The 19,982-nt window shown below is 69.6% G+C and carries 26 protein-coding genes; 13 read left to right on the forward strand and 13 right to left on the reverse strand.

From position 1 onward, the window contains the following. Positions 1–126 precede the first annotated feature (126 nt). Positions 127–1,689, reverse strand: a complete 1,563-nt coding sequence (gene dnaA, locus A6A25_RS35585) for a chromosomal replication initiator protein DnaA (protein ID WP_073897781.1) — start codon at positions 1,687–1,689, stop codon at positions 127–129. A gap of 465 nt (positions 1,690–2,154) precedes the next feature. Between dnaA and rpmH the strand changes: the two genes are divergently transcribed. Genes rpmH through A6A25_RS35610 form a run of 5 tightly spaced genes read left to right on the forward strand, consistent with a single transcriptional unit; the run spans position 2,155 to position 4,557 of the window. After that, positions 2,155–2,298 (forward strand): 50S ribosomal protein L34, encoded by a 144-nt coding sequence (rpmH, locus tag A6A25_RS35590; protein ID WP_073897783.1) that lies wholly within the window; start codon positions 2,155–2,157, stop codon positions 2,296–2,298. A gap of 13 nt (positions 2,299–2,311) precedes the next feature. Then, complete coding sequence (rnpA, locus tag A6A25_RS35595) at positions 2,312–2,692, forward strand: ribonuclease P protein component (RefSeq protein WP_073897784.1); 381 nt, start codon at positions 2,312–2,314, stop codon at positions 2,690–2,692. Beyond that, a complete protein-coding gene (gene yidD, locus A6A25_RS35600; RefSeq protein ID WP_073897786.1) occupies positions 2,689–2,961 on the forward strand; it encodes a membrane protein insertion efficiency factor YidD in 273 nt (90 codons plus the stop codon). Before rnpA ends, yidD begins: the two co-directional genes overlap by 4 nt. Positions 2,962–2,964: 3 nt before the next feature. Then, positions 2,965–3,996, forward strand: coding sequence for a membrane protein insertase YidC (gene yidC, locus A6A25_RS35605; protein WP_073897789.1), 1,032 nt, complete (start codon positions 2,965–2,967; stop codon positions 3,994–3,996). A gap of 18 nt (positions 3,997–4,014) precedes the next feature. Continuing rightward, complete coding sequence (locus A6A25_RS35610; protein ID WP_073897791.1) at positions 4,015–4,557, forward strand: Jag family protein; 543 nt, start codon at positions 4,015–4,017, stop codon at positions 4,555–4,557. Between the two features lie 389 nt (positions 4,558–4,946). On the opposite strand, the gene A6A25_RS35615 is transcribed toward A6A25_RS35610, so the two are convergent. Further along, the gene (locus A6A25_RS35615) at positions 4,947–5,411 is read right to left on the reverse strand and encodes a protein-tyrosine phosphatase family protein (protein ID WP_073897793.1); all 465 of its coding nucleotides are present in this window, start codon (positions 5,409–5,411) and stop codon (positions 4,947–4,949) included. 45 nt (positions 5,412–5,456) lie between these two features. On the opposite strand from A6A25_RS35615, the gene A6A25_RS35620 reads away from it, so the two are divergent. The 4 genes from A6A25_RS35620 (at position 5,457) to A6A25_RS35635 (ending at position 8,771) form a co-directional block, all read left to right on the forward strand. After that, positions 5,457–5,915, forward strand: coding sequence for an NUDIX hydrolase (locus A6A25_RS35620; protein WP_073897795.1), 459 nt, complete (start codon positions 5,457–5,459; stop codon positions 5,913–5,915). 164 nt (positions 5,916–6,079) lie between these two features. Beyond that, on the forward strand, positions 6,080–6,757 hold the full coding sequence (gene rsmG, locus A6A25_RS35625; protein WP_073897797.1) for a 16S rRNA (guanine(527)-N(7))-methyltransferase RsmG: 678 nt from the start codon (positions 6,080–6,082) through the stop codon (positions 6,755–6,757). A gap of 116 nt (positions 6,758–6,873) precedes the next feature. Beyond that, positions 6,874–7,782, forward strand: coding sequence for a ParA family protein (locus tag A6A25_RS35630; RefSeq protein WP_053714692.1), 909 nt, complete (start codon positions 6,874–6,876; stop codon positions 7,780–7,782). Continuing rightward, entirely contained in the window at positions 7,779–8,771 is a 993-nt protein-coding gene (locus A6A25_RS35635) for a ParB/RepB/Spo0J family partition protein (protein ID WP_073897799.1), read from the forward strand. Before A6A25_RS35630 ends, A6A25_RS35635 begins: the two co-directional genes overlap by 4 nt. Before the next feature lie 384 nt (positions 8,772–9,155). On the opposite strand, the gene A6A25_RS35640 is transcribed toward A6A25_RS35635, so the two are convergent. Together A6A25_RS35640 and A6A25_RS35645 are read right to left on the reverse strand one after the other, a co-directional pair. Beyond that, the gene (locus A6A25_RS35640) at positions 9,156–10,100 is read right to left on the reverse strand and encodes a D-alanine--D-alanine ligase family protein (RefSeq protein WP_073897801.1); all 945 of its coding nucleotides are present in this window, start codon (positions 10,098–10,100) and stop codon (positions 9,156–9,158) included. Positions 10,101–10,113: 13 nt separating this feature from the next. Next, entirely contained in the window at positions 10,114–11,430 is a 1,317-nt protein-coding gene (locus tag A6A25_RS35645) for an aminotransferase-like domain-containing protein (protein WP_073897803.1), read from the reverse strand. Between the two features lie 144 nt (positions 11,431–11,574). Between A6A25_RS35645 and A6A25_RS35650 the strand changes: the two genes are divergently transcribed. After that, positions 11,575–12,213 carry a GNAT family N-acetyltransferase gene (locus A6A25_RS35650; protein ID WP_143193611.1) on the forward strand — a complete coding sequence of 213 codons (639 nt, stop codon included), beginning with the start codon at positions 11,575–11,577 and terminating at the stop codon, positions 12,211–12,213. A gap of 68 nt (positions 12,214–12,281) precedes the next feature. Beyond that, entirely contained in the window at positions 12,282–13,034 is a 753-nt protein-coding gene (locus A6A25_RS35655; RefSeq protein WP_143193612.1) for an ArsR/SmtB family transcription factor, read from the forward strand. Here the strand turns inward: A6A25_RS35655 and A6A25_RS35660 are convergent. Further along, the gene (locus A6A25_RS35660) at positions 13,031–13,450 is read right to left on the reverse strand and encodes a hypothetical protein (protein WP_073897807.1); all 420 of its coding nucleotides are present in this window, start codon (positions 13,448–13,450) and stop codon (positions 13,031–13,033) included. The two genes, A6A25_RS35655 and A6A25_RS35660, sit on opposite strands and share 4 nt — an antisense overlap. A gap of 41 nt (positions 13,451–13,491) precedes the next feature. Between A6A25_RS35660 and A6A25_RS35665 the strand changes: the two genes are divergently transcribed. After that, complete coding sequence (locus tag A6A25_RS35665; protein ID WP_073897809.1) at positions 13,492–13,716, forward strand: hypothetical protein; 225 nt, start codon at positions 13,492–13,494, stop codon at positions 13,714–13,716. A gap of 6 nt (positions 13,717–13,722) precedes the next feature. Here the strand turns inward: A6A25_RS35665 and A6A25_RS46040 are convergent, their stop codons facing one another. From A6A25_RS46040 to A6A25_RS35705, 8 genes are all read right to left on the reverse strand, one after another. Then, a complete protein-coding gene (locus A6A25_RS46040; protein ID WP_073897811.1) occupies positions 13,723–14,076 on the reverse strand; it encodes a hypothetical protein in 354 nt (117 codons plus the stop codon). Between the two features lie 2 nt (positions 14,077–14,078). Next, a complete protein-coding gene (locus A6A25_RS35675; RefSeq protein WP_073897813.1) occupies positions 14,079–14,537 on the reverse strand; it encodes a DUF6247 family protein in 459 nt (152 codons plus the stop codon). A gap of 50 nt (positions 14,538–14,587) precedes the next feature. After that, the gene (locus tag A6A25_RS35680) at positions 14,588–15,730 is read right to left on the reverse strand and encodes an N-acetylmuramoyl-L-alanine amidase (RefSeq protein ID WP_073897815.1); all 1,143 of its coding nucleotides are present in this window, start codon (positions 15,728–15,730) and stop codon (positions 14,588–14,590) included. A 170-nt stretch (positions 15,731–15,900) separates the two neighbouring features. After that, positions 15,901–16,227, reverse strand: a complete 327-nt coding sequence (gene trxA / locus A6A25_RS35685) for a thioredoxin (RefSeq protein ID WP_073897817.1) — start codon at positions 16,225–16,227, stop codon at positions 15,901–15,903. Between the two features lie 30 nt (positions 16,228–16,257). Further along, positions 16,258–17,256 (reverse strand): thioredoxin-disulfide reductase, encoded by a 999-nt coding sequence (trxB, locus tag A6A25_RS35690; RefSeq protein ID WP_073897819.1) that lies wholly within the window; start codon positions 17,254–17,256, stop codon positions 16,258–16,260. A 117-nt stretch (positions 17,257–17,373) separates the two neighbouring features. Then, positions 17,374–18,114 carry a hypothetical protein gene (locus tag A6A25_RS35695; RefSeq protein WP_073897821.1) on the reverse strand — a complete coding sequence of 247 codons (741 nt, stop codon included), beginning with the start codon at positions 18,112–18,114 and terminating at the stop codon, positions 17,374–17,376. After that, entirely contained in the window at positions 18,111–18,728 is a 618-nt protein-coding gene (sigM, locus tag A6A25_RS35700; protein WP_073897823.1) for an RNA polymerase sigma factor SigM, read from the reverse strand. Before sigM ends, A6A25_RS35695 begins: the two co-directional genes overlap by 4 nt. Positions 18,729–18,863: 135 nt before the next feature. Next, positions 18,864–19,238 carry a VOC family protein gene (locus tag A6A25_RS35705; protein ID WP_073897825.1) on the reverse strand — a complete coding sequence of 125 codons (375 nt, stop codon included), beginning with the start codon at positions 19,236–19,238 and terminating at the stop codon, positions 18,864–18,866. 105 nt (positions 19,239–19,343) lie between these two features. Here A6A25_RS35705 and A6A25_RS35710 point away from each other — a divergent pair, with 105 nt between their 5' ends. Next, on the forward strand, positions 19,344–19,982 hold the full coding sequence (locus A6A25_RS35710; protein WP_073897826.1) for a TetR/AcrR family transcriptional regulator: 639 nt from the start codon (positions 19,344–19,346) through the stop codon (positions 19,980–19,982).

Genomic DNA, 19,982 nt, shown 5'->3' on the forward strand with positions numbered 1-19,982 from the left:
TATGGAATGTGCGCAGATGTCAGTTGTCAGGTGTGCGCGGGACCGGTGTTGGTGTGAGGTTGCGCCTCATGCGCCGGGGCCGACACCCGATGGTGTGTAGCGCCCTTAGGCGCAAGCGTTTGCGGGTCAGGGGGTGTGGCGGGCGCGCTGCTTGATGCGCGACGTCAGCTCCTGCACCTGCTCGTACACGCGGCGGCGTTCGGCCATCTCCTTGCGGATCTTCTTGTCCGCGTGCATGACCGTCGTGTGGTCGCGGCCGCCGAACGTCTGGCCGATCTTCGGCAGCGACAGGTCCGTCAGCTCCCGGCACAGGTACATCGAGATCTGCCTCGCCTGCGCCAGCACCTTGGTCTTGCCGGGGCCGCACAGGTCGTCGATCGACACGCTGAAGAACTCCGCCGTCACGGCCATGATCGTCGGCGCGGTGATCTCCGGCGCGTGCGAGTCCGGGATGAGGTCGCGCAGCACTATCTCCGCCAGCTGGACGTCGACCGGCTGCCGGTTGAGCGACGCGAACGCCGTCACCCGGATCAGGGCGCCCTCCAGCTCGCGGATGTTCCGCTCGATCCGCGCCGCGATGAACTCCAGCACCTCGGCGGGCGCGGCGAGCCGGTCCTGGGCGGCCTTCTTGCGCAGGATGGCGATCCGGGTCTCCAGCTCGGGCGGCTGGATGTCGGTGATCAGGCCCCACTCGAACCGCGTCCGCAGCCGGTCCTCCAGCGTCTCCAGCCGCTTGGGCGGCCGGTCGGAGGACACCACGATCTGCTTGTTCGCGTTGTGCAGGGTGTTGAACGTGTGGAAGAACTCCTCCTGCGTGCCTTCCTTGCCCTCCAGGAACTGGATGTCGTCGACGAGCAGCACGTCGATGTCCCGGTACCGGCGCTGGAACGCGACCTTCCGGTCGTCACGCAGGGAGTTGATGAAGTCGTTGGTGAACTCCTCGGTCGACACGTACCGCACGCGCATGCCGGGGAACAGCCGCTGGGCGTAGTGCCCCACGGCGTGCAGCAGGTGCGTCTTGCCGAGCCCGGACTCACCCCAGATGAACAGCGGGTTGTACGCACGGGCGGGCGCTTCGGCGACGGCCACCGCGGCGGCGTGCGCGAAGCGGTTGGACGCGCCGATGACGAAGGTGTCGAAGTTGTACTTCTCGTTCAGCCTGGTCTGCGAGGACGCGGGGTTGGCCGGTCGGGTGTACGGCGTGCCGCTCGGCGCGGCATGACCGCCGCTGAACGTGGGCCAGATCTCGGTGACGGCGGCGAGCGCCTCGCCCTCCTCGTCGACCTCCTCGCCTTCGCCCTCCGCGTCACCCTCGGTCTCCACCTCGACGGCCAGGCCGTTGATCGGGACCGCGCCGGGGGGCGGGCCGGGCAGGGGTCCCGGCGGCGGACCGGGCACCGGGATGGGGATGGTCGTCGGGCCGGGGTCGGGCGAGTCGACCTTCACGGCCAGCGAGACGGCACGACCCAGTCGGCGGGACAGCGCGGCGGTGATGGGCTCGCGCAGCGCGCGCTCGATGGCTTCCTTGGCGAAGTCGCTCGGCGCGGCGAGCAGCGCGGTCCCGTCGAGCAGCCCGATGGGTCGGGTCACGCGCATCCAGGCGCGCTGCTGGGGAGACAACGTGCTGGCAGCGAGCTCCTGCACGACCTGCTCCCACACGAGACCCAGATCGGCCTGGTGGTCGGACACCTCCGCGCTCCCCTCCCCTCGCTGACGACTCCGCGGTCAGTCCCCGGGGGAACTTCCACGACGTGGACACGGAGAATAGAGGCATCCACAGAGTTATCCACAACTGTGCACGAACGCGGCCCGGAGCGCAGCGGATCCCCCCGTTGCTCCCGAGCACCTGCGGCCGGCGTGGCGGCGGCTGTCGTCCCTCGTGGGACCGGCCGGCGTCGACGCGCATCCACCCGCGAAGGCAGCACGCTAACAAGGTGCGGGCCTTGCCACAAGACGTACGGCCGCGCAAGCGGTTTCGGTGCGCCGAACGCCGTCCGCCGTGCCCGGGTGCGACCCCGATTTGGACCGCGCACCCGGGGCTGCGTACCCTCGTAACCGTCTCCCGCTTGCGTGGGGTGCTTTTCGCGCGCCTAAGGCTTGTTCGCTGGGGACAACCACAGACCTGCTTGGCAGTTAAGCACCGGGAGTCCGACCGTGAGCAAGGGTAAGCGCACCTTCCAGCCCAACAACCGCCGCCGTGCCAAGACGCACGGGTTCCGGCTGCGCATGCGCACCCGCGCCGGTCGCGCCATCCTGGCCGCGCGCCGTGGCAAGGGCCGCAAGCAGCTGTCCGCCTGATCGCCGCAGCGCCGTGCTACCCGCGGCCAACCGGCTGACCCGCAGCCAGGACTTCAGCCTGGTGGTCCGCCGAGGCCGCCGGGCCGGCCGGTCCCGGCTGGTGGTGCACGTCCTGACGTCGGCGGCATCCCATGGCGCCTCGGCGGAGCAACGCACCTCGGCGCAGCCCACCTTGGACCCGTCCAAGGTGGGCTTCGTCGTGAGCAAGGCCGTGGGCAACTCCGTGGTCCGCCACCGGGTCAGCCGCAGGCTCCGGCACCTGGTGCGGGATCGCCTCGACGCGTTGCCGCCCGGAACTTCGCTGGTCGTGCGCGCGTTGGCACCGTCAGCCGATGCGGACAGCGCCGAGCTCGGCCGTGACCTCGACGCGGCGCTGCACAAGGTGCTGCGATGACGACCGTCCAGGTGAACCCCGTCGTTCGGGTCCTGCTGCTGCCGGTGCGCTTCTACCGGAAGTTCATCTCGCCGGCCCTGCCCCCGACCTGCCGTTTCCACCCGAGTTGCAGTGCGTACGCGGTGGAGGCGTTGACCGTCCACGGTGCGCTGCGCGGTTCCTGGCTGACCCTGCGCCGGCTGGGCCGCTGCGGACCCTGGCACCCTGGTGGCCTGGACCCGGTTCCGCCGAGGCGAAACGCGGTCCCCGACCTTCCTGCCGAGGAGTAGCTAGTGCTCAACTTCATCTACTACCCGGTGTCCTTCATCCTGTGGTGTTGGCACTGGGTGTTCGGCCACATCTTCGGTGAGTCGAGCGGGTTCGCGTGGGCCCTGGCCGTGGTGTTCCTCGTCTTCACCCTGCGCGCGATCCTGTTCAAGCCGTTCGTGGGCCAGGTCCGCTCGATGCGCAAGATGCAGGAGTTCGCGCCCGAGCTGCAGAAGATCAAGAAGAAGTACGCGAACGACAAGCAGCGCCAGGCGCAGGAGATGCAGAAGCTCCAGTCGGAGCACGGCGTCAACCCGCTGGGCGGCTGCCTGCCGATGCTGGTGCAGATCCCGGTGTTCATCGGCCTGTTCCACGTGCTGCGCTCGTTCCGGCCGGGCTGGGGCGAGGTCTACTTCTTCGACGCCCAGGGCGTCGAGTCGTTCGTCAACGCGAAGCTGTTCGGCGCGAACCTGTCGACGTTCATCACCATGCCGGGCGAAGAGCTGGCGGCGTTCGGCACGGGTCGCAACGCGGTGCTGTACGTGGCCATCCCGTTGATGATCGTCGCCTCGATCGCGACGCATTTCACGGCACGCCACTCGGTGGCCCGGCAGACGCAGGCCGCGGCGGACAACCCGCAGACGGCGATCATGAACAAGCTGACGCTCTACATCTTCCCGCTGGGCGTGCTCGTCGGTGGTCTGTTCTTCCCCATCGCGATCCTGCTCTACTGGTTGAGCAACAACGCGTGGACGCTGGGTCAGCAGTACATCGTGTACCACCGCATCGACCGCGAGGAAGAGGCGAAGAAGGTGGAGGCGACCGCGCAGCGCACGGCGCTCGCGCCGAAGCCGGGTGTCAAGCCGGTGACCAAGCCGAAGCCCGGCCAGAAGCCCCAGCCGCCGCGCAAGCCCGCGGGCACCAAGCCCGCCGCCGACGCCGAGGCGGCACCGGACGGGAGCGAGTCCACCGGGACCGCGAAGCCGTCCACCGAGGTTCCCGGTCTGAGCCCAGACCGATCCCCAAGCAAGAAGCAGGGCAACAAGAAGCGTCGTTGACCCTGGAGAGGAGACATCGTGTCGGAGACGTTGCAGGCGGCCGACGTGGACGCACCGGAAGCCGACGAGGTTCCGCCGGCGCGGTCGGGGAGTTCGGAGGACCTGCTCGTCCAGGAGGGCGACATCGCCGGGGACTACCTCGAGCGACTGTTGGACCTGCTCGACTACGACGGCGACATCGACCTCGACGTCGAGGCGGGTCGGGCGATCGTGAGCATCGACGGCGGTGACGACCTGGAGAAGCTGGTCGGTCCCCGCGGCACGGTCCTGGAGTCGTTGCAGGAGCTGACCCGGCTCGCCGTGCAGCAGGAGACGGGTGTGCGCAGCCGCCTCATGCTGGACATCGCCGGGTGGCGCGCCGGACGGCGTGCCGAGCTCGCCGACCTCGGCCGGACGACGGCCGAGAAGGTGGTGGCGACGGGCGAGAAGGTGCGGCTGCACCCGATGACGCCGTTCGAGCGGAAGGTCGTGCACGACGCCGTCGCCGCCGTGGCGGGCGTGCACAGCGAGAGCGAGGGCGAGGAGCCGCAGCGCCGCGTGGTGGTGCTGCCGAAGCCCTGAGCGGTCGGCTGGAACGGCCCCGGTCCCCTGGCGGGACCGGGGCCGTTCTGTTTGGTCGGCCGGGTCACAGCGCGCCGGTCGAATCGCGCCGGTCAGCCCTCGCTGGTGGGGTGGGATCGGCGGGGGTGGGGCAGGAAGGGCGGGCTGGGTTGGGTGGGGCAGGGCAGGGTCGGGCCGGGTTGGGTCGGGTAGGCCGGTGGAGCAAGCTCAGCGGGTCGTGATCAAGTAGCGCTCGTCGGTGATGTGGCGGCCCCACAGGTTGGGGTCGGTGAGCCGGTGGGCCTCCCGCTCCCCCGCTCCCGCCCCGAGCAGGGCCACGCACTCGGCGGCGGTGAGGCCGGCGCCGGTCGACCACCGGCCCTCGATCAGGATCAGGCGGCCGTCCGGCTTCAGCAGGGCGCGCTACCGGTCAAGGGCGGTGGCCGGGTGGTCAGCCAGGCCCGTTGCTCGTCGGTTTCCGGGACGTCCCGGCCGTGTGCCTCGGCGATCGCCTGCCACGCCGCTTCCGGTGACGCGCCGTCCAGCACCAGGAGCGCGCCGGCGAGGAGCGACGAGCGGCCGATGCCGCCCCAGCAGTGCACCAGGACGTGTCGGCCCGCCCGCATCGCGGCCAGTGCGTCGTCCAGCTGCGGGGTGGTGGTCGGGACGCCGAAGTCCGGGATCGGCAACCAGTGGAACGTGATGCCGGCATCGCGCGCGGCCTCGGGTGCGTCGGTCAGGTCGAGCTCGGCGAGTTCGGTTTCGGTCAGCGCGCACACGATCGTATCGATGCCGACCGCTCTCAACTCGGCGATGTGCTCCAGGCTGTCCGGATGCCCCATCGTGCTCAGCACGCCCGGTCTGATCGCGTACATCCCAATCCCTTCCCCTCGTCGTGTTTCACGTGAAACGGTCGCGGCATGACTGGGATCATCCGGAACCTCCGTGTCGCCGCCTACGCCGTGATCATCGAAGACGGCCGGTTGCTGCTCTCCCGATGGCTGAGTCCGGACCGGCCGATGTGGATCCTGCCCGGCGGTGGGCTCGACCACGGTGAAGACCCGTACGACGCGGTGGTCCGCGAGGTGTTCGAGGAGACCGGCTACCGAGCGGAGGTCGACCGGCTGCTCGGCATCCAGAACGTCTACGGGCCGATGGTGCGCGACGGCGTCGAGGTGGACTACCACCGCATCCGGATCATGTACGAGGCGCACGTCGTCGGTGGCGAGTTGACGTTCGAAGTGGGCGGGAGCACGGACCAGGCGGCGTGGTTCCCACTGGAGGACGTGCCGGCGCTGGACCACGTCGAGTCGGTCGACTACGCGCTGGAACTCCTCCGGACGCTTCCGAAGGACGGTCGGATTGAAAGTTTCACGTGAAACGCGACTCCGATTTGGCGTGTCGCCGGGGTGATCCGTCATAGTGGGGACCGGCACATCTCGTGGGGCTCATCGCCTCCTTGGCGAGACGCCCAACCCATCGCCCACACCCGGCTGCCGCCGGCGTCTGGTGTGGTTTCACGTGAAACGTCCCGGACGGAGACATGGCCGCAGAGGTGGAAGACCGCGCGAAGAAGGTCTTCGGTGACCACTACGACAAGGCGGTCGCCTTCACGGCACTGCTCACCGAGCACGGCGTCGAACGCGGGCTTATCGGCCCGCGCGAGGTCGACCGGCTCTGGGAGCGCCACATCCTCAACTCGGCCGTCGTGGCGGAGCTGCTCCCGGAGGGCTCGCGAGTCGTGGACGTCGGCTCGGGCGCGGGACTGCCGGGCATCCCCCTGGCGATTGCGCGGCCGGACCTGGAGTTGACGCTCCTGGAGCCGATGGCGCGTCGGGTGGCGTGGCTGACCGAGTGCGTCGATGCGCTCGGGCTGAAGGTCACGGTGCTGCGCGGCCGGGCCGAGGAGCCGCCGGTGCGCGAGCAGCTGTCCGACAGCGACGTCGTGACGGCCCGCGCGGTGGCCCCGTTGGAGCGGCTGACGCGGTGGTGCCTGCCGCTGCTCCGTCCCGGTGGACGTCTCGTCGCTCTCAAGGGCGAGAGCGCCGCGGAAGAACTGGAACGCGACGCCGAGGCGGTGCGCCGGGCCGGAGGGATCCGACCGCGCGTCACGACCTGCGGTGGCGAAGTACTCGAACTGCCGACGACGGTCGTGCTCGTGGAGCGCGATGAGCAGGCGAGCCGCCGTGAAGGCGCGCGTCGCAGAAGGAAGGATCGGTGAACGTGTACCCCGACCCCCTGCAACCGGTGTTCCAAGCGGCCGGTGTTTCACGTGAAACCGAGCCCGAAGGTGTGGTGGGCGCGGGCGAAGTGCTGCGTCCGGCATCAGACCCGAACCTGGCAAACAACGTGGAACCGGCAGGAGACAGCACCGTGTGGACCCCCATCGCGGAAGAAGCGGCACGCGCCACCCGCGTCCTGCACCCCGACTCCCTCCAACTCCCCCGCCCGGACCGTCGCCGGGTCATGGTGGTCGCCAACCAGAAGGGCGGCGTCGGCAAGACCACGAGCACGGTGAACCTGGCCGCCGCGCTCGCCATCCACGGGCTCAAGGTGCTCGTCATCGACCTCGACCCGCAGGGCAACGCGAGTACGGCGCTGGCCGTCGAGCACCGCTCCGGCACGCCGTCGGTGTACGAGGTGCTGATCGGTGAGCTGTCGGTGGCGGAAGCGGCTCAGGTCAGCAACCAGTCCCCCAACCTGTACTGCGTGCCGGCCACGATCGACCTGGCGGGCGCGGAGATCGAGTTGGTGTCGATGGTCGCTCGCGAGTCGAGGCTCAAGGAGGCGCTGAGCCCGGAGGCGCTGGACTCGATCAAGCCGGACTACGTGTTCATCGACTGCCCGCCGTCGTTGGGGTTGCTGACGGTCAACGCGATGGTCGCGGCGCAGGAAGTGCTCATCCCGATCCAGTGCGAGTACTACGCGCTGGAGGGGTTGGGTCAGCTGCTGCGCAACATCGAGCTGGTGCAGGCGCACCTGAACCCGACGCTGAACGTGTCCACCATCCTGCTGACGATGTACGACGGCCGCACGAAGCTGGCCGACCAGGTGACCAGCGAGGTGCGCGGCCACTTCGGTGACACGGTCCTCAAAACGGTGATCCCGCGCAGCGTGAAGGTCTCCGAGGCACCAGGATTCGGTCAGACGGTGCTCACCTACGATCCCGGCTCACGGGGCGCGATGAGCTACCTCGACGCGGCACGGGAGATCGCCGAGTTCGGCGCGGAGATGGGGTCGGCATGACGGAACAGCGCAAGGGTGGCCTCGGTCGCGGGCTCGCGGCCCTGATCCCGAGCGGCCCGCCGCCCGGCGCACCGGCGGCACCCTCGTCGGCCCGGTCGGGCTCCAACGGGTCGGCCAACGGGACGTCCGCCCCTGCGCCCTCGTCCGCCGCACCGACCGGGGAGGTGGCCGGCGCGGTGTACCAGGAGCTGCCGGTCAGCTCGATCCGGACGAACCCGAAGCAGCCGCGGCAGGTGTTCGACGAAGAGGCGCTGCGGGAGCTGGAGCACTCGATCCGCGAGTTCGGGCTGATGCAGCCGATCGTGGTGCGCGAGGTCGGGGAAGGCACCTACGAGCTCGTCATGGGCGAGCGGCGGTGGCGGGCGACCCAGCTGGCGGGGTTGAAGACGATCCCGGCGATCGTCCGGCAGACCGCTGACGACGTGATGCTGCGGGACGCGCTGCTGGAGAACATCCACCGCGTCCAGCTCAACCCGTTGGAAGAAGCGTCGGCCTACCAGCAGCTGCTGGAGGAGTTCGGCGTGACGCACGAGGAGCTGGCCGACCGGATCGGGCGCAGCCGGCCGGTGGTGACCAATACGATCCGGTTGTTGAAGCTGCCGTTGCCGGTGCAGCGGCGGGTCGCGGCCGGGGTGCTGTCGGCCGGGCACGCGCGGGCGTTGCTCGGGGTCGAGGATCCGGGGGTGCAGGAGGAGCTGGCGGCCCGGATCGTCGCCGAGGGGATGTCGGTTCGGGCGACCGAGGAAGCGGTGACGCTGGCCAAGGGGGCGGAGCCGGCGAAGGCGAAGGCGGTGCGGCGGAAGCCGATGCAGGCGCCCGGGTTGCAGGAGCTGGCGGAGCGGTTGTCGGACAACTTCGACACGCGGGTGAAGGTCGAGTTGGGGCAGCGGAAGGGGCGGATCGTGGTGGAGTTCGGGTCCGTCGATGATCTTGAGCGGATTATTCAGCTCATGTCGCCGGAGGCTGGGGCGCCGAGGTCTCAGGGGTGAGGCTCGGCTCGGTGGTTGGGTTCGGCTCGGTGTTCTGATGGCGGGCCTGTGGTTGGGTCCGGCTCGATTTGACATGGGGCCCTTACGGGCACTGGAGGCAGGCCAAAGCCGGCAGGCCCGGCGGGGAAGAGCGTCCCGCCAGGCCTGCCGGCTTCGACCAGCCTAAAGCACCCGAACCCATGTCAAATCGAGCCTCGGTGGGCTGGCTGCGGGTCCGATGTGGGTGAGATGAGGGTGGGTTGCGGCGGTGAGGTGGCTGGGGGTTGGAAACGGACAAAAGGGATTCGTTTTGGGTGCAAGGGATCACCTACGGCCCTTATGTCACGGTGATGAATACGGCCCGTGTCCTTGTGGGCACGGGCCGTGGTGGTTTGGTGAGAGGGTTTAACGGGTGACGGCGCGCTCGATCAGGTTGGCGTAGATGGTGCCGAGGGACTCGCCGGCGGCCTCGACGGCCATGGGCAGGAGCGAGGTTTCGGTGAGACCGGGTGAGACGTTGACTTCGAGGAAGTGGACGGTGCCGTCCGGAGCGACGATGGCGTCGGTGCGGGAGACGTCCCGGAGGCCGAGGAGGCGGTGGGCGGAGACGGCCAGTTCGCCGACTGCCTGGGCGGCCTTCTCGTCGAGGCGGGCCGGGGCGTGGAAGTCGGTCAGGCCGGCGGTGTAGCGGGCGGTGTAGTCGTAGATGCCGTTTGCCGGGACGATCTCGACGGGGGGCAGGGCCTTCGGGCCGTCGGGGCCGTCGATGACCGTCACCGCCACTTCGACGCCTTCGACGAAGCGTTCCGCCAGGACCGTGTTCCCGTAGGCGAGGCAGCCGACCATGGCGGCGGGGAGTTCGGTGGCGTCGCGGACCACGTGGGCACCGAGGGCCGAGCCGCCTTGGTCAGGCTTGAGCATCAGTGGCAGGCCCAGGCGGTCGACCATGGCGTCGAGGACCGGTTGGGCGCCGAGTTCGCGGAACGTGGCGTGCGGCAGTACGGCCCACTCGGGGGTGGCGAGGCCGGCTCGGGTCAGTTCGGCCTTGGCGGTCGGCTTGTCCCAGGCTCGGCGGCAGGCGTGGGAGTCCGTGCCGACGAACGGGACGTCCATCAGTTCCAGGATGGTCTGCACGGAACCGTTCTCGCCCTCGCCGCCGTGGAGGGCGACCACGACGGCGTCAGGGCGATGTTCCTTCAATCGGGTGAGCAGGTTGCCGTCGGCGTCCCACTCCTCCACGACCAGGCCGACCGAGCGCAGTGCGGCGGACAGCCTGCGACCGGATCGCAAGGACACCTCCCGCTCGTGCGAAAGGCCCCCGGACAGGACTGCGACCCAGCGGTTGGACAACTTCTACTCCTGATCAAGCGGTGTCGGGCGAAGGGCTGTGCGGGCCGGAGACGGCACGGCCGACGGTGGGGCCGAAGGTCTCGTGCAGCTCGATCTCGTCCTTGATGACGTTCGCGAGCCGCCGCACGCCCTCGCGGATGCGTTCCGGTGTGGGGTAGCAGTACGAGATGCGGAGCTGGCGGCTGCCCAGGCCGTCGGCGTAGAAGCCGGTGCCCGACGCGTACGCCACGCGTTGGGTGATGGCGCGGGGCAGCATGGCCTTCGTGTCGATGCCTTCGGGAACGGTCACCCAGACGTAGAAGCCGCCGTTCGGCTTGTTCCACGTGGAACCAAGCGGCATGTGCTGTTCCAGGGCCGAGATCGCCGCGTCACGGCGTTCGCGGTAGGCCTCGCGGTAGGTCTTGATCTGACCCTTCCAGTCGTGCGTCGTCAGGTAGCGCGACACGATCAGCTGGTTCAGGGTCGGCGGGCACAGGGTCGCCGACTCGGCCGCCAGGACGAGCTTCTCGCGGACGGCGTGCGGTGCCAGTACCCAGCCGACGCGGAGGCCGGCGGCGAAGGTCTTGGAGAAAGAGCCCAGGTAGACGACGTTGTCCGGGTCGGTCGACCGCAGCGCCGGGTAGGTGACGCCGTCGAAGCCCAGGAGGCCGTACGGGTTGTCCTCGACCACGAGGATGCCGTGCGTGCGGCAGATTTCCAGGACTTCGGCACGGCGCTGCACGGCGAGGGTGACGCCGGCCGGGTTGTGGAAGTTCGGGATCGTGTAGAGGAACTTGATGCGGCGGCCGGAGCGTTCCACCGAGGCGATGGCTTCGCGCAGGGCGTCCGGCATGAGGCCGTCGGCGTCCATGCCCACGTGGACGACCTGGGCCTGGTATGCGGAGAAGGAGCCGAGGGCGCCGACGTACGACGGGCCTTCGGCCAGCACGACGTCACCCGGGTCGCAGAAGATCCGGGTGACCATGTCCAGGCCCATCTGGGAGCCGACGGTCACCACGACGTCGTCCGGGTGGGCGTTGATGCCCTCCAGCGCCATCACGTCGCAGATCTGCTCGCGCAGCTCGGGCACGCCGTGCGCGCTGCCGTACTGGAGCGCGACCAGGCCTTCCGTGGCGACGACGTCGGCCACTTCCGCGCTGAGGGAGTCCAGCGGCAGTGCTGCCAGGTGTGGCATCCCCCCCGCCAGGGACACCACCTCAGGCCTGCTCGCCACCGCGAAGAGCGCCCGGATCTCCGATGCCGTCATGCCCGCCGTCCGCGCCGCGTACCGGCGCAGGTGGGGATCGAGGCTTCTGGCTCCCTGCTTGGGAGGCTGTCCGGGTAGGTTCACGGGAAACTCCGTAGGTGGGCGTTACCGGCGGGTTTGTTCCCACCCGAGTGTAACGGCCGTCCCGTTCGGGGCATCTGCCTTCCGGGCGGGGGTCACATCCGCCTATCCTCGTGAGGGGATGTGTTCGGGGGCTTGGAGGTCCGGGTGTCGCGTCGTGTCGTGGGCGTCACCTTGGACAACCTGGAGCACCTCTCCAAGCACAGTCGGACGTGTGTGTTCTGGGAGCTCGCGCCGCACCTGAAGGAGCAGGCCGAGGAGTTCGGGGACACGGAGTTCGAGAAGGAGGCCTGGGTCTCCAGCGTGCTGTTGGAGTGGGGTTCCTGCGGTCGGATCATCTACCTGGACGGGATTCCCGCCGGTTCCGTGTTCTATGCGCCGCCCGCGGCCGTGCCGAGGTCGTTGGCGTTCCCCACCTCGCCTGCCAGCCCCGACGCGGTGCTGATGACCGGGCTCGAGGTGTTGCCGGAGTTCCGCGGTGGCGGTCTCGGGCGGGTGCTGGTGCAGACGGTGGCCAAGGACCTCACGCGTCGTGGCGTGAAGGCGATCGAGGCGTTCGGCGACAACCGGCCGGACGTCGACGGGCCCGGTTGCGTCACGCCGGCCGACTTCCTGCTGCAGGTGGGCTTCAAGACGGTCCGCCCCCATCCCCGTTGGCCGCGGTTGCGGTTGGAGCTGCGCAGCGCGTCGTCGTGGAAGGAAGACGTCGAGGCGGCGTTGGAGCGGCTGCTGAACTCCGTTTCGGTGTCGACGGCGTCCGCCGAGCCGAGTTTCAAGCCTGTTTGATGTGCCCCTGACCTGGGGTTTTATTGGTGTGGGTTGACATGCAGGTAATTGCCTGCATAACGTGCCGTGTGGACAAGGTGTTCAAAGCCCTGGCCGACGAGACCCGCCGCTACCTGCTGGACCGGCTGCACGAGGAGAACGGCCAGACCCTCGGCGAGCTGTGCGCCCGGCTGGGCATGGCCAGGCAATCCGTCACCCAGCACCTGGCCGTGCTGGAGGCGGCGAACCTGGTCAGCACCGTGCGTCGCGGCCGGGAGAAGTTGCACTACCTCAACCCGGTGCCGCTGCACGAGGTGCAGGAGCGGTGGATCGACAAGTTCGAGAGGCCGCGATTGCGGCTGCTCAGCGACGTGAAACGACGAGCGGAGGATCCGGTGAAGCCGGAGTTCGTGTACGTGACGTACATCGAGAGCACGCCCGAACGGGTGTGGCAGGCCCTGACCGACGCGGACGTGACCGCGCGGTACTGGGGCCATCACAACGTCTCCGACTGGCAGGTGGGGTCGAGCTGGGCGCACCGGCGCGCGGACGGGTCCGGCGTGGACGACGTGGTGGGCGAGGTCGTCGAGGCCGACCCGCCGCGCCGCCTGGTGACGACGTGGGCCGACCCGGCGACGCCGGAGGTGACGTCCACCGTGACGTTCCGCATCGAGGAGTACGGCCGGATCGTGCGGCTGACCGTGACGCACACCGGGCTGGCCGACGAGGCGGAACGCGCGGCCGCGGCGTCCGGCTGGGCGGCGGTGCTGTCGAACCTGAAGTCGTTGCTGGAGACCGGGCACGTGCTGCCGGGCATCCCGTGGGAGATGCCCGCCCGTTAGAAGCGGTCGATCTCGCAGTTCTCCAGCGTGCCGCCCTGCAGCAGGTCGAGCGCCTGCTCGCTGACGACCAGCTGCCCCTGGTCGGTGACGCCGAGGTCGTCCACCCCGGCCTGGCCGGTCACCTCGAGCCAGTGGAAGGTGGGCAGCTCCTTGCCCTCCAGCATCTCCTGCGCGTCGTCGGAGAGGGTCACCGTGGCCCGGCGGATGCGGAAGGCGTCCAAGCCGCTGTCGACCAGCGTGTCCGCCAGGTCGTCGGTGACCAGATAGACGGGGAACGCCTCGATCAGGTCGTCACCCGCCCAGTCGGTGATCTCGTAGTGCACCGCTTCGATGCGCGGCGGGTGGGCCGCGGCGTCGATCACGGTCCCCTCTTCCAGCGCGCCGGCTACCTCGGGTTCGAGGCGGTAGAACTCCATCGTGCTCCTCACCGGGCGGCGCCGGCCAATAAGATCGACTTGTGGACGTGGGGGTGGAGATCCAGCGCAAGGTACTCGCGATCATCGAGGGCTCGCGGGACTTCGTGAAGATTCGCACACTGCTCGACGGGTGGCAGGCCGAGGGCGTTCCGGCCGAGCAGTTGGTGGACGAGCTGACCGACCTGATGCTGGACCTGCGCGCCCAGAACCGCGCGGACGACGAGGACGCCGTCGCCGAGGTGCTGGACGTGCTGACGGGCTGGTAGGCGGGCCTACTCGGTGGCCTTCGGGTGACCCGTGCTCGCCGACACGACCCAGACCACGCGCTTGTCCGGGTCGGGGCAGAACCAGATCCGCCCACCGGCGGTCACCTCGTACTGCCACTGGACGAGCGTCCGCCCGCCGATCTCCCTGGTGGCGAACGCGCCTTTGAGCCGGTGGTGTCGGGCTGCGTTCTCCGGCGTGGTCGGGCGTTCGGTGAGCACGATCCACGCCTCCCACGTGTTCGACCGGGCGGCCTGGCAGAGGTCTTCCCAGCCCTTGGCCGCCTCGGACGTCGCGAAGCGAGCCTCCCAGTGTCCGGGGCGGCCGGGCGGTGCCACCCGATCGCCGCGCTTCGCAGGCATGTTCAGCTCTCCGTCGGTGCCGGGACCTGGCCGAAGTCGTCGTTCAGCGGGCCGGAAAGTCGAGCGGCGAGGGTCGGGTCCGCGTGGATGGCGGCGGTACTGCGCCACTCCCTCACCGTCTGGGCCAACACCGACCACTCGCCGAGCTCGGCGGACGCCTGGAAGGCGCGGGCGAAATCCGCGACGAACTCGGCCTTCTCCTCGTCCGGCAGGACGTCGACCCACGGGAACTCGTCCAGCAAGGCGTTGGCAGCGACATCGTGTGGCAAGTGCACCAACACGTTCCGCAGTGCCCGTGCCGCCGCGACCGAGCCCTCCGACGCGGACAGCACCCGGTCTTCCCTGGTCAGGAGGAGATCCGCCCCGTCACGGCGGCGGACCCGGACATCACCTTCGTCGGCGAGGGCGGCGACGCTCTTGGGGTCGCGCTGGAGCTGGCTCCACTGCACCTCGGTGGTCATGGCTCAATTCTGAACTTATTCAGAAGTCCTGGCAAGTCGTCGCCGGTTGGTCAGCGGATCTTGCCGGTGGCCACCTCATGGCGCAGCAGGTCGTCCATGGTGAACGTGCCGGTCGGCTGGTCGTCCTTGCCCAGCAGGTACAGGCGCTTCACCGCGACCAGGATGCCCTCGGCCACCACGTCGCGGAACGACGGGTTCGCCAGCCGCTGGCGGTCGCCCGCGTTGGTCAGGTAGCCGACCTCCACGCGGACCGCCGTGCAGCGGGTCATCCGGAGCATGTCCCACGTCTTGGGGTGCGTGCGGCAGTCGAGCATGCCGGTCCGGGCGACGATCTCGCGCTGGATGAACCCGGCCAGCGCCTCGCCGACCGTGGACGACGTGCCGTTGCCCGTCCCGAAGTGGAACGTCGCCACCCCGGACGCCAGCGGCGAGGCGTTGCGGTCGGCGTGCAGGGACAGGATCAGGTCGGCGCCCGCCTCGTTGGCGAACCGCGCCCGCTCACCCTCGTCCGGGTTGTGGTTCGGCCCACGGGTGAGCAGGGCTTCCATCCCGGTGGCGGCCATCTTGCCCTCGAGCAGCCTGGCCAGGTCGAGCATGACGTCGGCCTCGGACACGCCGTCGACCACGACACCGCGGTCTTCGCCGCCGTGACCCGGGTCGATGATGATCCGCTTGCCGGACAGCCTCGGCCCTGCCCGCCGCACCCGCTCCTGCTCGCGCAGGAACACCGGCCGGCCGCCGCGCACCTTGGGCTGCAGCTGGCGCAGCGCGCGAACCGTGTCGGGGCCGCACATGCCGTCGACGATCAGGCCGTAGTCGCGCTGGAAGCTCCGCAACGCCTGCTCGGTCTGCTGACCGAACTCGCCGTTGGCCCGCCCGGCGTCGTAACCCAGCTCCAGCAGGCGCTCCTGCAACGCGAACACGTCGTCACCGGTCACCGGCTGCGCCATGAGGAACGCCAGCGGCCGGTCGCCGAGTCGGTACGTCGCGTCGCGCAGCGCGCGGTAGGTGGCGGGGCCGACGACGCCGTCGGTGATGAGACCCCGCTGCTGCTGGAAAGCGCGCACCGCGTGCTCGACCGGCAGGTCGAACACCTGGGACGGCTGCGGATCGGACAGCAGACCGAGCTTCGTCAGCGTTGCCCTGACCTCGGCGACGTCCGGACCGAAATCCCCGCGGCGGAGTAGCAGCATGCACCCCTCGCTCACTAAGGCGCCGACATCCGTCGACGCGAACTTGACGCCCTATTGTGCCTTGCTCGCGCCGATGCCACGGACGGGGCTACTGCGAGTGGTCACGGCTCCACAAACGAGTGACCCGTCCGTCTTCCGTAGAGACGGACGGGTCACCCGGTCGGTTGCACTCAGAGGACGTCGGCGAGGTCCTTGAGCAGCGCGGCCTTGGGCTTGGCGCCGACGATCTGCTTGACCGGCTTGCCGCCCTGGAACAAGATCATGGTGGGCACCGACATGATCTGGTAGTCCCGCGCGATCGACGGGTTGGCGTCGATGTCGAGCTTCGCGACGGTGATCTTGTCGGGGTTCTCGGCGGCGATCTCCTCGAGCACCGGCGAGACCATCTTGCACGGGCCGCACCAGGTCGCCCAGAAGTCGACCAGTACCGGCTTCTCGCTGGTCAGAACGTCCTCGACGAACGTTTTAGCGGACGTGACCACGGGGGTGCCTGCCATGTCGTTTTCTCCCTCGGAAAAAGGTGGGGTTCAGCTGGTGGAGACGGGCTCGCTGTAGCCACCGCCCACGTGCTCGGCGGTGACGGCGGCCTCCGTGGTCCCGTGTTCGGCCAGCCAGCGCTCGGCGTCGATCGCGGCGGCGCAGCCGGACCCGGCGGCGGTGATCGCCTGGCGGTAGGTGTGGTCGACGAGGTCGCCCGCGGCGAACACGCCGTCCACGTTCGTGTGAGTCGTGCGGCCGACGACCTGGACGTAGCCCTCGCCGTCCAGCTCGACCTGGCCCTTGACCAGCCCGCTGCGCGGGTCGTGGCCGATGGCGACGAAGAATCCGGTGAACGGGTGCTCGGTGACCTCACCCGTGCGGGTGTCGCGGGTCTTCACGCCGGACACCGTGCCCGCGTCCTGGCCCAGCACCTCGACGACCTCGGCGTTCAGCAGCCACTTGATCTTCTCGTTGTTCCGCGCCCGCTCCAGCATGATCTTGGAGGCGCGGAACTCCTCGCGGCGGTGGATGATCGTGACCGATCGGGCGAACTTGGTGAGGAACGTCGCCTCCTCCATCGCCGAGTCGCCGCCGCCGATCACCGCGATGTCCTGGTCGCGGAAGAAGAAGCCGTCGCACGTGGCGCAGGCCGACACGCCGCGGCCGAGCAGCTCCTGCTCACCGGGGACGTGCAGGTAGCGCGCCGCCGCGCCCATGGCGAGGATGACCGCGCGGGCGGCGTAGCGCTTGCCGTTCGCGGTGACGTACTTCACCGGGCCGTCGAGCTCCAGCTCCTCGACGTCCTCGGCGCGCAGCTCGCCGCCGAAGCGCTTGGCCTGCTCCCGCATCTGCTCCATGAGGTCGGGGCCCATGATGCCGTCGCGGAAACCCGGGTAGTTCTCGACTTCGGTCGTGGTCATCAGCGCGCCGCCGTACTGCGAGCCCTCGAACACCAGCGGTTCGAGCTGGGCACGCGCCGCGTAGACCGCCGCGGTGTACCCGGCGGGCCCCGATCCCACGACGATCAGGTTCCGAACGTCCGACACCCTCGACCTCCGTTAGTCGCTTGACGGACCTGGATCACCCGGCCCGGCACTTCGCACAACGGATCGTAGGGTGCGGTAATTCCGCACCGTCGAGGTGAGTTGGGCTACCCGGCCCGACTACGGCTCGATCGTGCTGTTCGCCAGGACGCCGTCGGGGTTGTCGGGCCCGCAGGTCTGGGGGTCGACCACCACGATCCGGTACGCGCCGGGGGTACCCCCGGGCAGGATCGCCATCACGGCCGGCTTGTCGTCCAGCGTGATGGGGCTGACCCCGAGCGGCTTGCCCGCCGTGATGTTCGCACCGCGCAGGCAGTCGGCCAGCTGCTCCTGGTTCTCCAGCGGTCCGTAGTTCTGCGCCTTGAGCACGTCGCCGAACACCGGCCCGAAGTTCTGGTCGCGCACGGCGGGCAGGTCGGCGCTGCCGGTGACTGGCGTGTTCGTGGTCGTGTCCTGCTGCGCCATACCGCCGTCACCCGCGGTGTTGTCCCGTGGGATCGCGACCACGGCGACGCCGACGGCCACGGCCGCCGCGGCGAGCAGCCCCGCGCCCCAGCCGAGGCGCTTGGCGCGGCGTGCCTTGGCCTGCGCGAAGTCGACCACGGGTGCGGTGGGCCGGGCCTCTTCGGCGAGGGCCGCGTCGATCCGCTCGGCCACGTGGCGCGGCATGGGGATCGGCGGGAGGTTGTGCAGGTCTTCGAGCGTCGCGTCGAGGGCGGCGAGGATCTCGCGGGCCTCGGGGTCGTTCTCGACCAGCGGCCTCAACTCGGCCTCGGTCCGCGGGTCCAGAGCCCCCGCGTGCAGATCAGCCAGCAGGTCGACGGACCACGGCGGCCCTGAACGCCGCGCATTGCCGGTCATCGTTCCTCCAACTGACGTCCCTGTTGCACCTGCACATCGTTCACTGGGACGTTCGCATCTGCACTCTGGTTCCGGAGGTGTCCCAGAACTTTGGCGAGCTTCGCCCGCCCGCGGGCACACCTCGACTTCACGGTGCCCTCCGCGATGCCCAGCAGCTGGGCCGTCTCGGCGACGGAGTAGCCCTCCACGTCGACCAGCACGATCGGGGCGCGCTGCTCCTCGGGCAGCTCGTTGAGGGCGGCCTGGACCACCAGGCGGGTCTCGCGCTCGGCCATCGCGTCCCTGGGCGCCACCGGTTCACCGGGGCCCGCCTCGGGGAGCGGCACGGTCGGCCTGGTTTGTCGCCTGCGCATCCGGTCGAGGCAGGCGTTGACGACTATTCGGTGCAGCCAGGTCGTGACCTGGGACTCGGCGCGGAAGCTCGCCGCCGCGCGGAAGGCCGAGATGAACGCCTCCTGCAGCGCGTCCGCGGCCTCTTCGGGGTCGCGCAACGTGCGCAGCGCGACGGCCCACATCCGATCCCGGTGCCTGCGCACGAGCTCGGAGAAGGCGTGCGGGTCACCCGCGGCGTGCGCCGTGATGAGGTCTGCGTCCGAGCTGGCTGCGGCGGTCACGCCGGGAGCCTATCGGTCACCGACAACCCCACTCCGGTGGCCTGGGCTACTGCACGCGGGGAGCGGCGATCCCGCTCCGTTCACCTGCACGGGCGAGTGTCGTGCGCCCCGACACCCGCCCGTCACGACCGCGCGTCACAACTTCACCCATTCGACGAGCTGCACGATGACGCCGTTCGGGTCGGTCACCTGGAACAGGCGCTCGCCCCACGGTTCCTCGCGCAGCGGCATGGTGATCTCCACGCCCGCCGCGCGGAGCCGGTCGTGCTCCGCGGCCAGGTCGGCGACCGTGAAGGCGACGATCAGCCCGGCGGCGTGCTGGTCGCGGAAGCCCTCGGGCAGCACCTCGATCCCCCGGCGCAGCAGGACGATGTCGACCGCCTCGGCGTGCGCCAGCGACGCGAAGCCGTCGGCGGCCATCTGCTCGGTGTAGCCGAAGTGGGTGGTGAAGAAGGTGCTGGACGCGGTGACGTCGTCGACGTTCAGCGACAGCGTGGACTTGGTGATCAAGCGAGTCTCCTCTGCGGTGCTTGCTACGGGAGTAATTGTAGTCTCATAGTATGAAACGTCAAGGAGAAGTTTGCACCCGACGTAAAAATCTGCGAGGCTAATCCCATGACCAGCACCAACACCGGCCTGCGTGAGCAGAAGAAGCAGGAGACCCGGCAGGCGATCTCCGACCACGCCACCCGGCTGTTCATCGAAGGGGGGTTCGAGGAGACGACGATCGCCGACATCGCCGAGGCGGCGCGGGTGGCCAAGAAGACCGTCACCAACTACTTCGCGCGCAAGGAGGACCTGGCCCTCGACCAGCACGAGGAGTTCACCGCGGGCCTCGCCCGCACGGTCTCCGACCGGGGCGTCGGCGAGTCGGCGCTGGCGGCGCTGCGCACCGCGTTCCTGGAGGCCGCGGCCCGGCACGACCCGGTGATCGGGTTCTCCGGCCTGCCGTTCGCCCGGATGATCGTCGACAGCCCCACCCTCACCGCGCGCCTGCGCGAACTGCACGACGCACGCGAGGAAGCCCTGGCCGCCACCCTGACCGCGGAGACCGCCGCCGAGCCGGACGACATCACGCCCAGGGCCGCCGCCGCCCAGCTCGGCGCCGTGCACCGGCTGCTGTTCGGCGAAGTGCTCCGGCTGACCGTCGAGGGGCACGACAACGCCGACATCGCGGCCACCGTCACCCGCTCGGCCGAACGGGTCTTCGACCTGCTCGAACCGGCGCTGGGCGACTACGCGACCCGCACCTGA

Origin of the sequence: Saccharothrix sp. CB00851, from assembly GCF_001905065.1 — a bacterium.
GTDB lineage: Bacteria > Actinomycetota > Actinomycetes > Mycobacteriales > Pseudonocardiaceae > Actinosynnema.

Bases quoted from the DNA above. Each gene is read 5' to 3' on its own strand.
- A6A25_RS35660 (WP_073897807.1), bottom strand. From the start codon at position 13,450: ATGGAGTTCTACCGCCTCGAACCCGAGGTAGCCGGCGCGCTGGAAGAG.
- A6A25_RS35675 (WP_073897813.1), bottom strand. From the start codon at position 14,537: ATGACCACCGAGGTGCAGTGGAGCCAGCTCCAGCGCGACCCCAAGAGC.
- trxA (WP_073897817.1), bottom strand. From the start codon at position 16,227: ATGGCAGGCACCCCCGTGGTCACGTCCGCTAAAACGTTCGTCGAGGAC.
- A6A25_RS35710 (WP_073897826.1), top strand. From the start codon at position 19,344: ATGACCAGCACCAACACCGGCCTGCGTGAGCAGAAGAAGCAGGAGACC.
- rsmG (WP_073897797.1), top strand. From the start codon at position 6,080: ATGGCCGCAGAGGTGGAAGACCGCGCGAAGAAGGTCTTCGGTGACCAC.
- A6A25_RS35620 (WP_073897795.1), top strand. From the start codon at position 5,457: ATGACTGGGATCATCCGGAACCTCCGTGTCGCCGCCTACGCCGTGATC.
- yidD (WP_073897786.1), top strand. From the start codon at position 2,689: ATGACGACCGTCCAGGTGAACCCCGTCGTTCGGGTCCTGCTGCTGCCG.
- A6A25_RS46040 (WP_073897811.1), bottom strand. From the start codon at position 14,076: ATGCCTGCGAAGCGCGGCGATCGGGTGGCACCGCCCGGCCGCCCCGGA.
- A6A25_RS35635 (WP_073897799.1), top strand. From the start codon at position 7,779: ATGACGGAACAGCGCAAGGGTGGCCTCGGTCGCGGGCTCGCGGCCCTG.
- A6A25_RS35680 (WP_073897815.1), bottom strand. From the start codon at position 15,730: ATGCTGCTACTCCGCCGCGGGGATTTCGGTCCGGACGTCGCCGAGGTC.
- A6A25_RS35615 (WP_073897793.1), bottom strand. From the start codon at position 5,411: ATGTACGCGATCAGACCGGGCGTGCTGAGCACGATGGGGCATCCGGAC.
- A6A25_RS35695 (WP_073897821.1), bottom strand. From the start codon at position 18,114: ATGACCGGCAATGCGCGGCGTTCAGGGCCGCCGTGGTCCGTCGACCTG.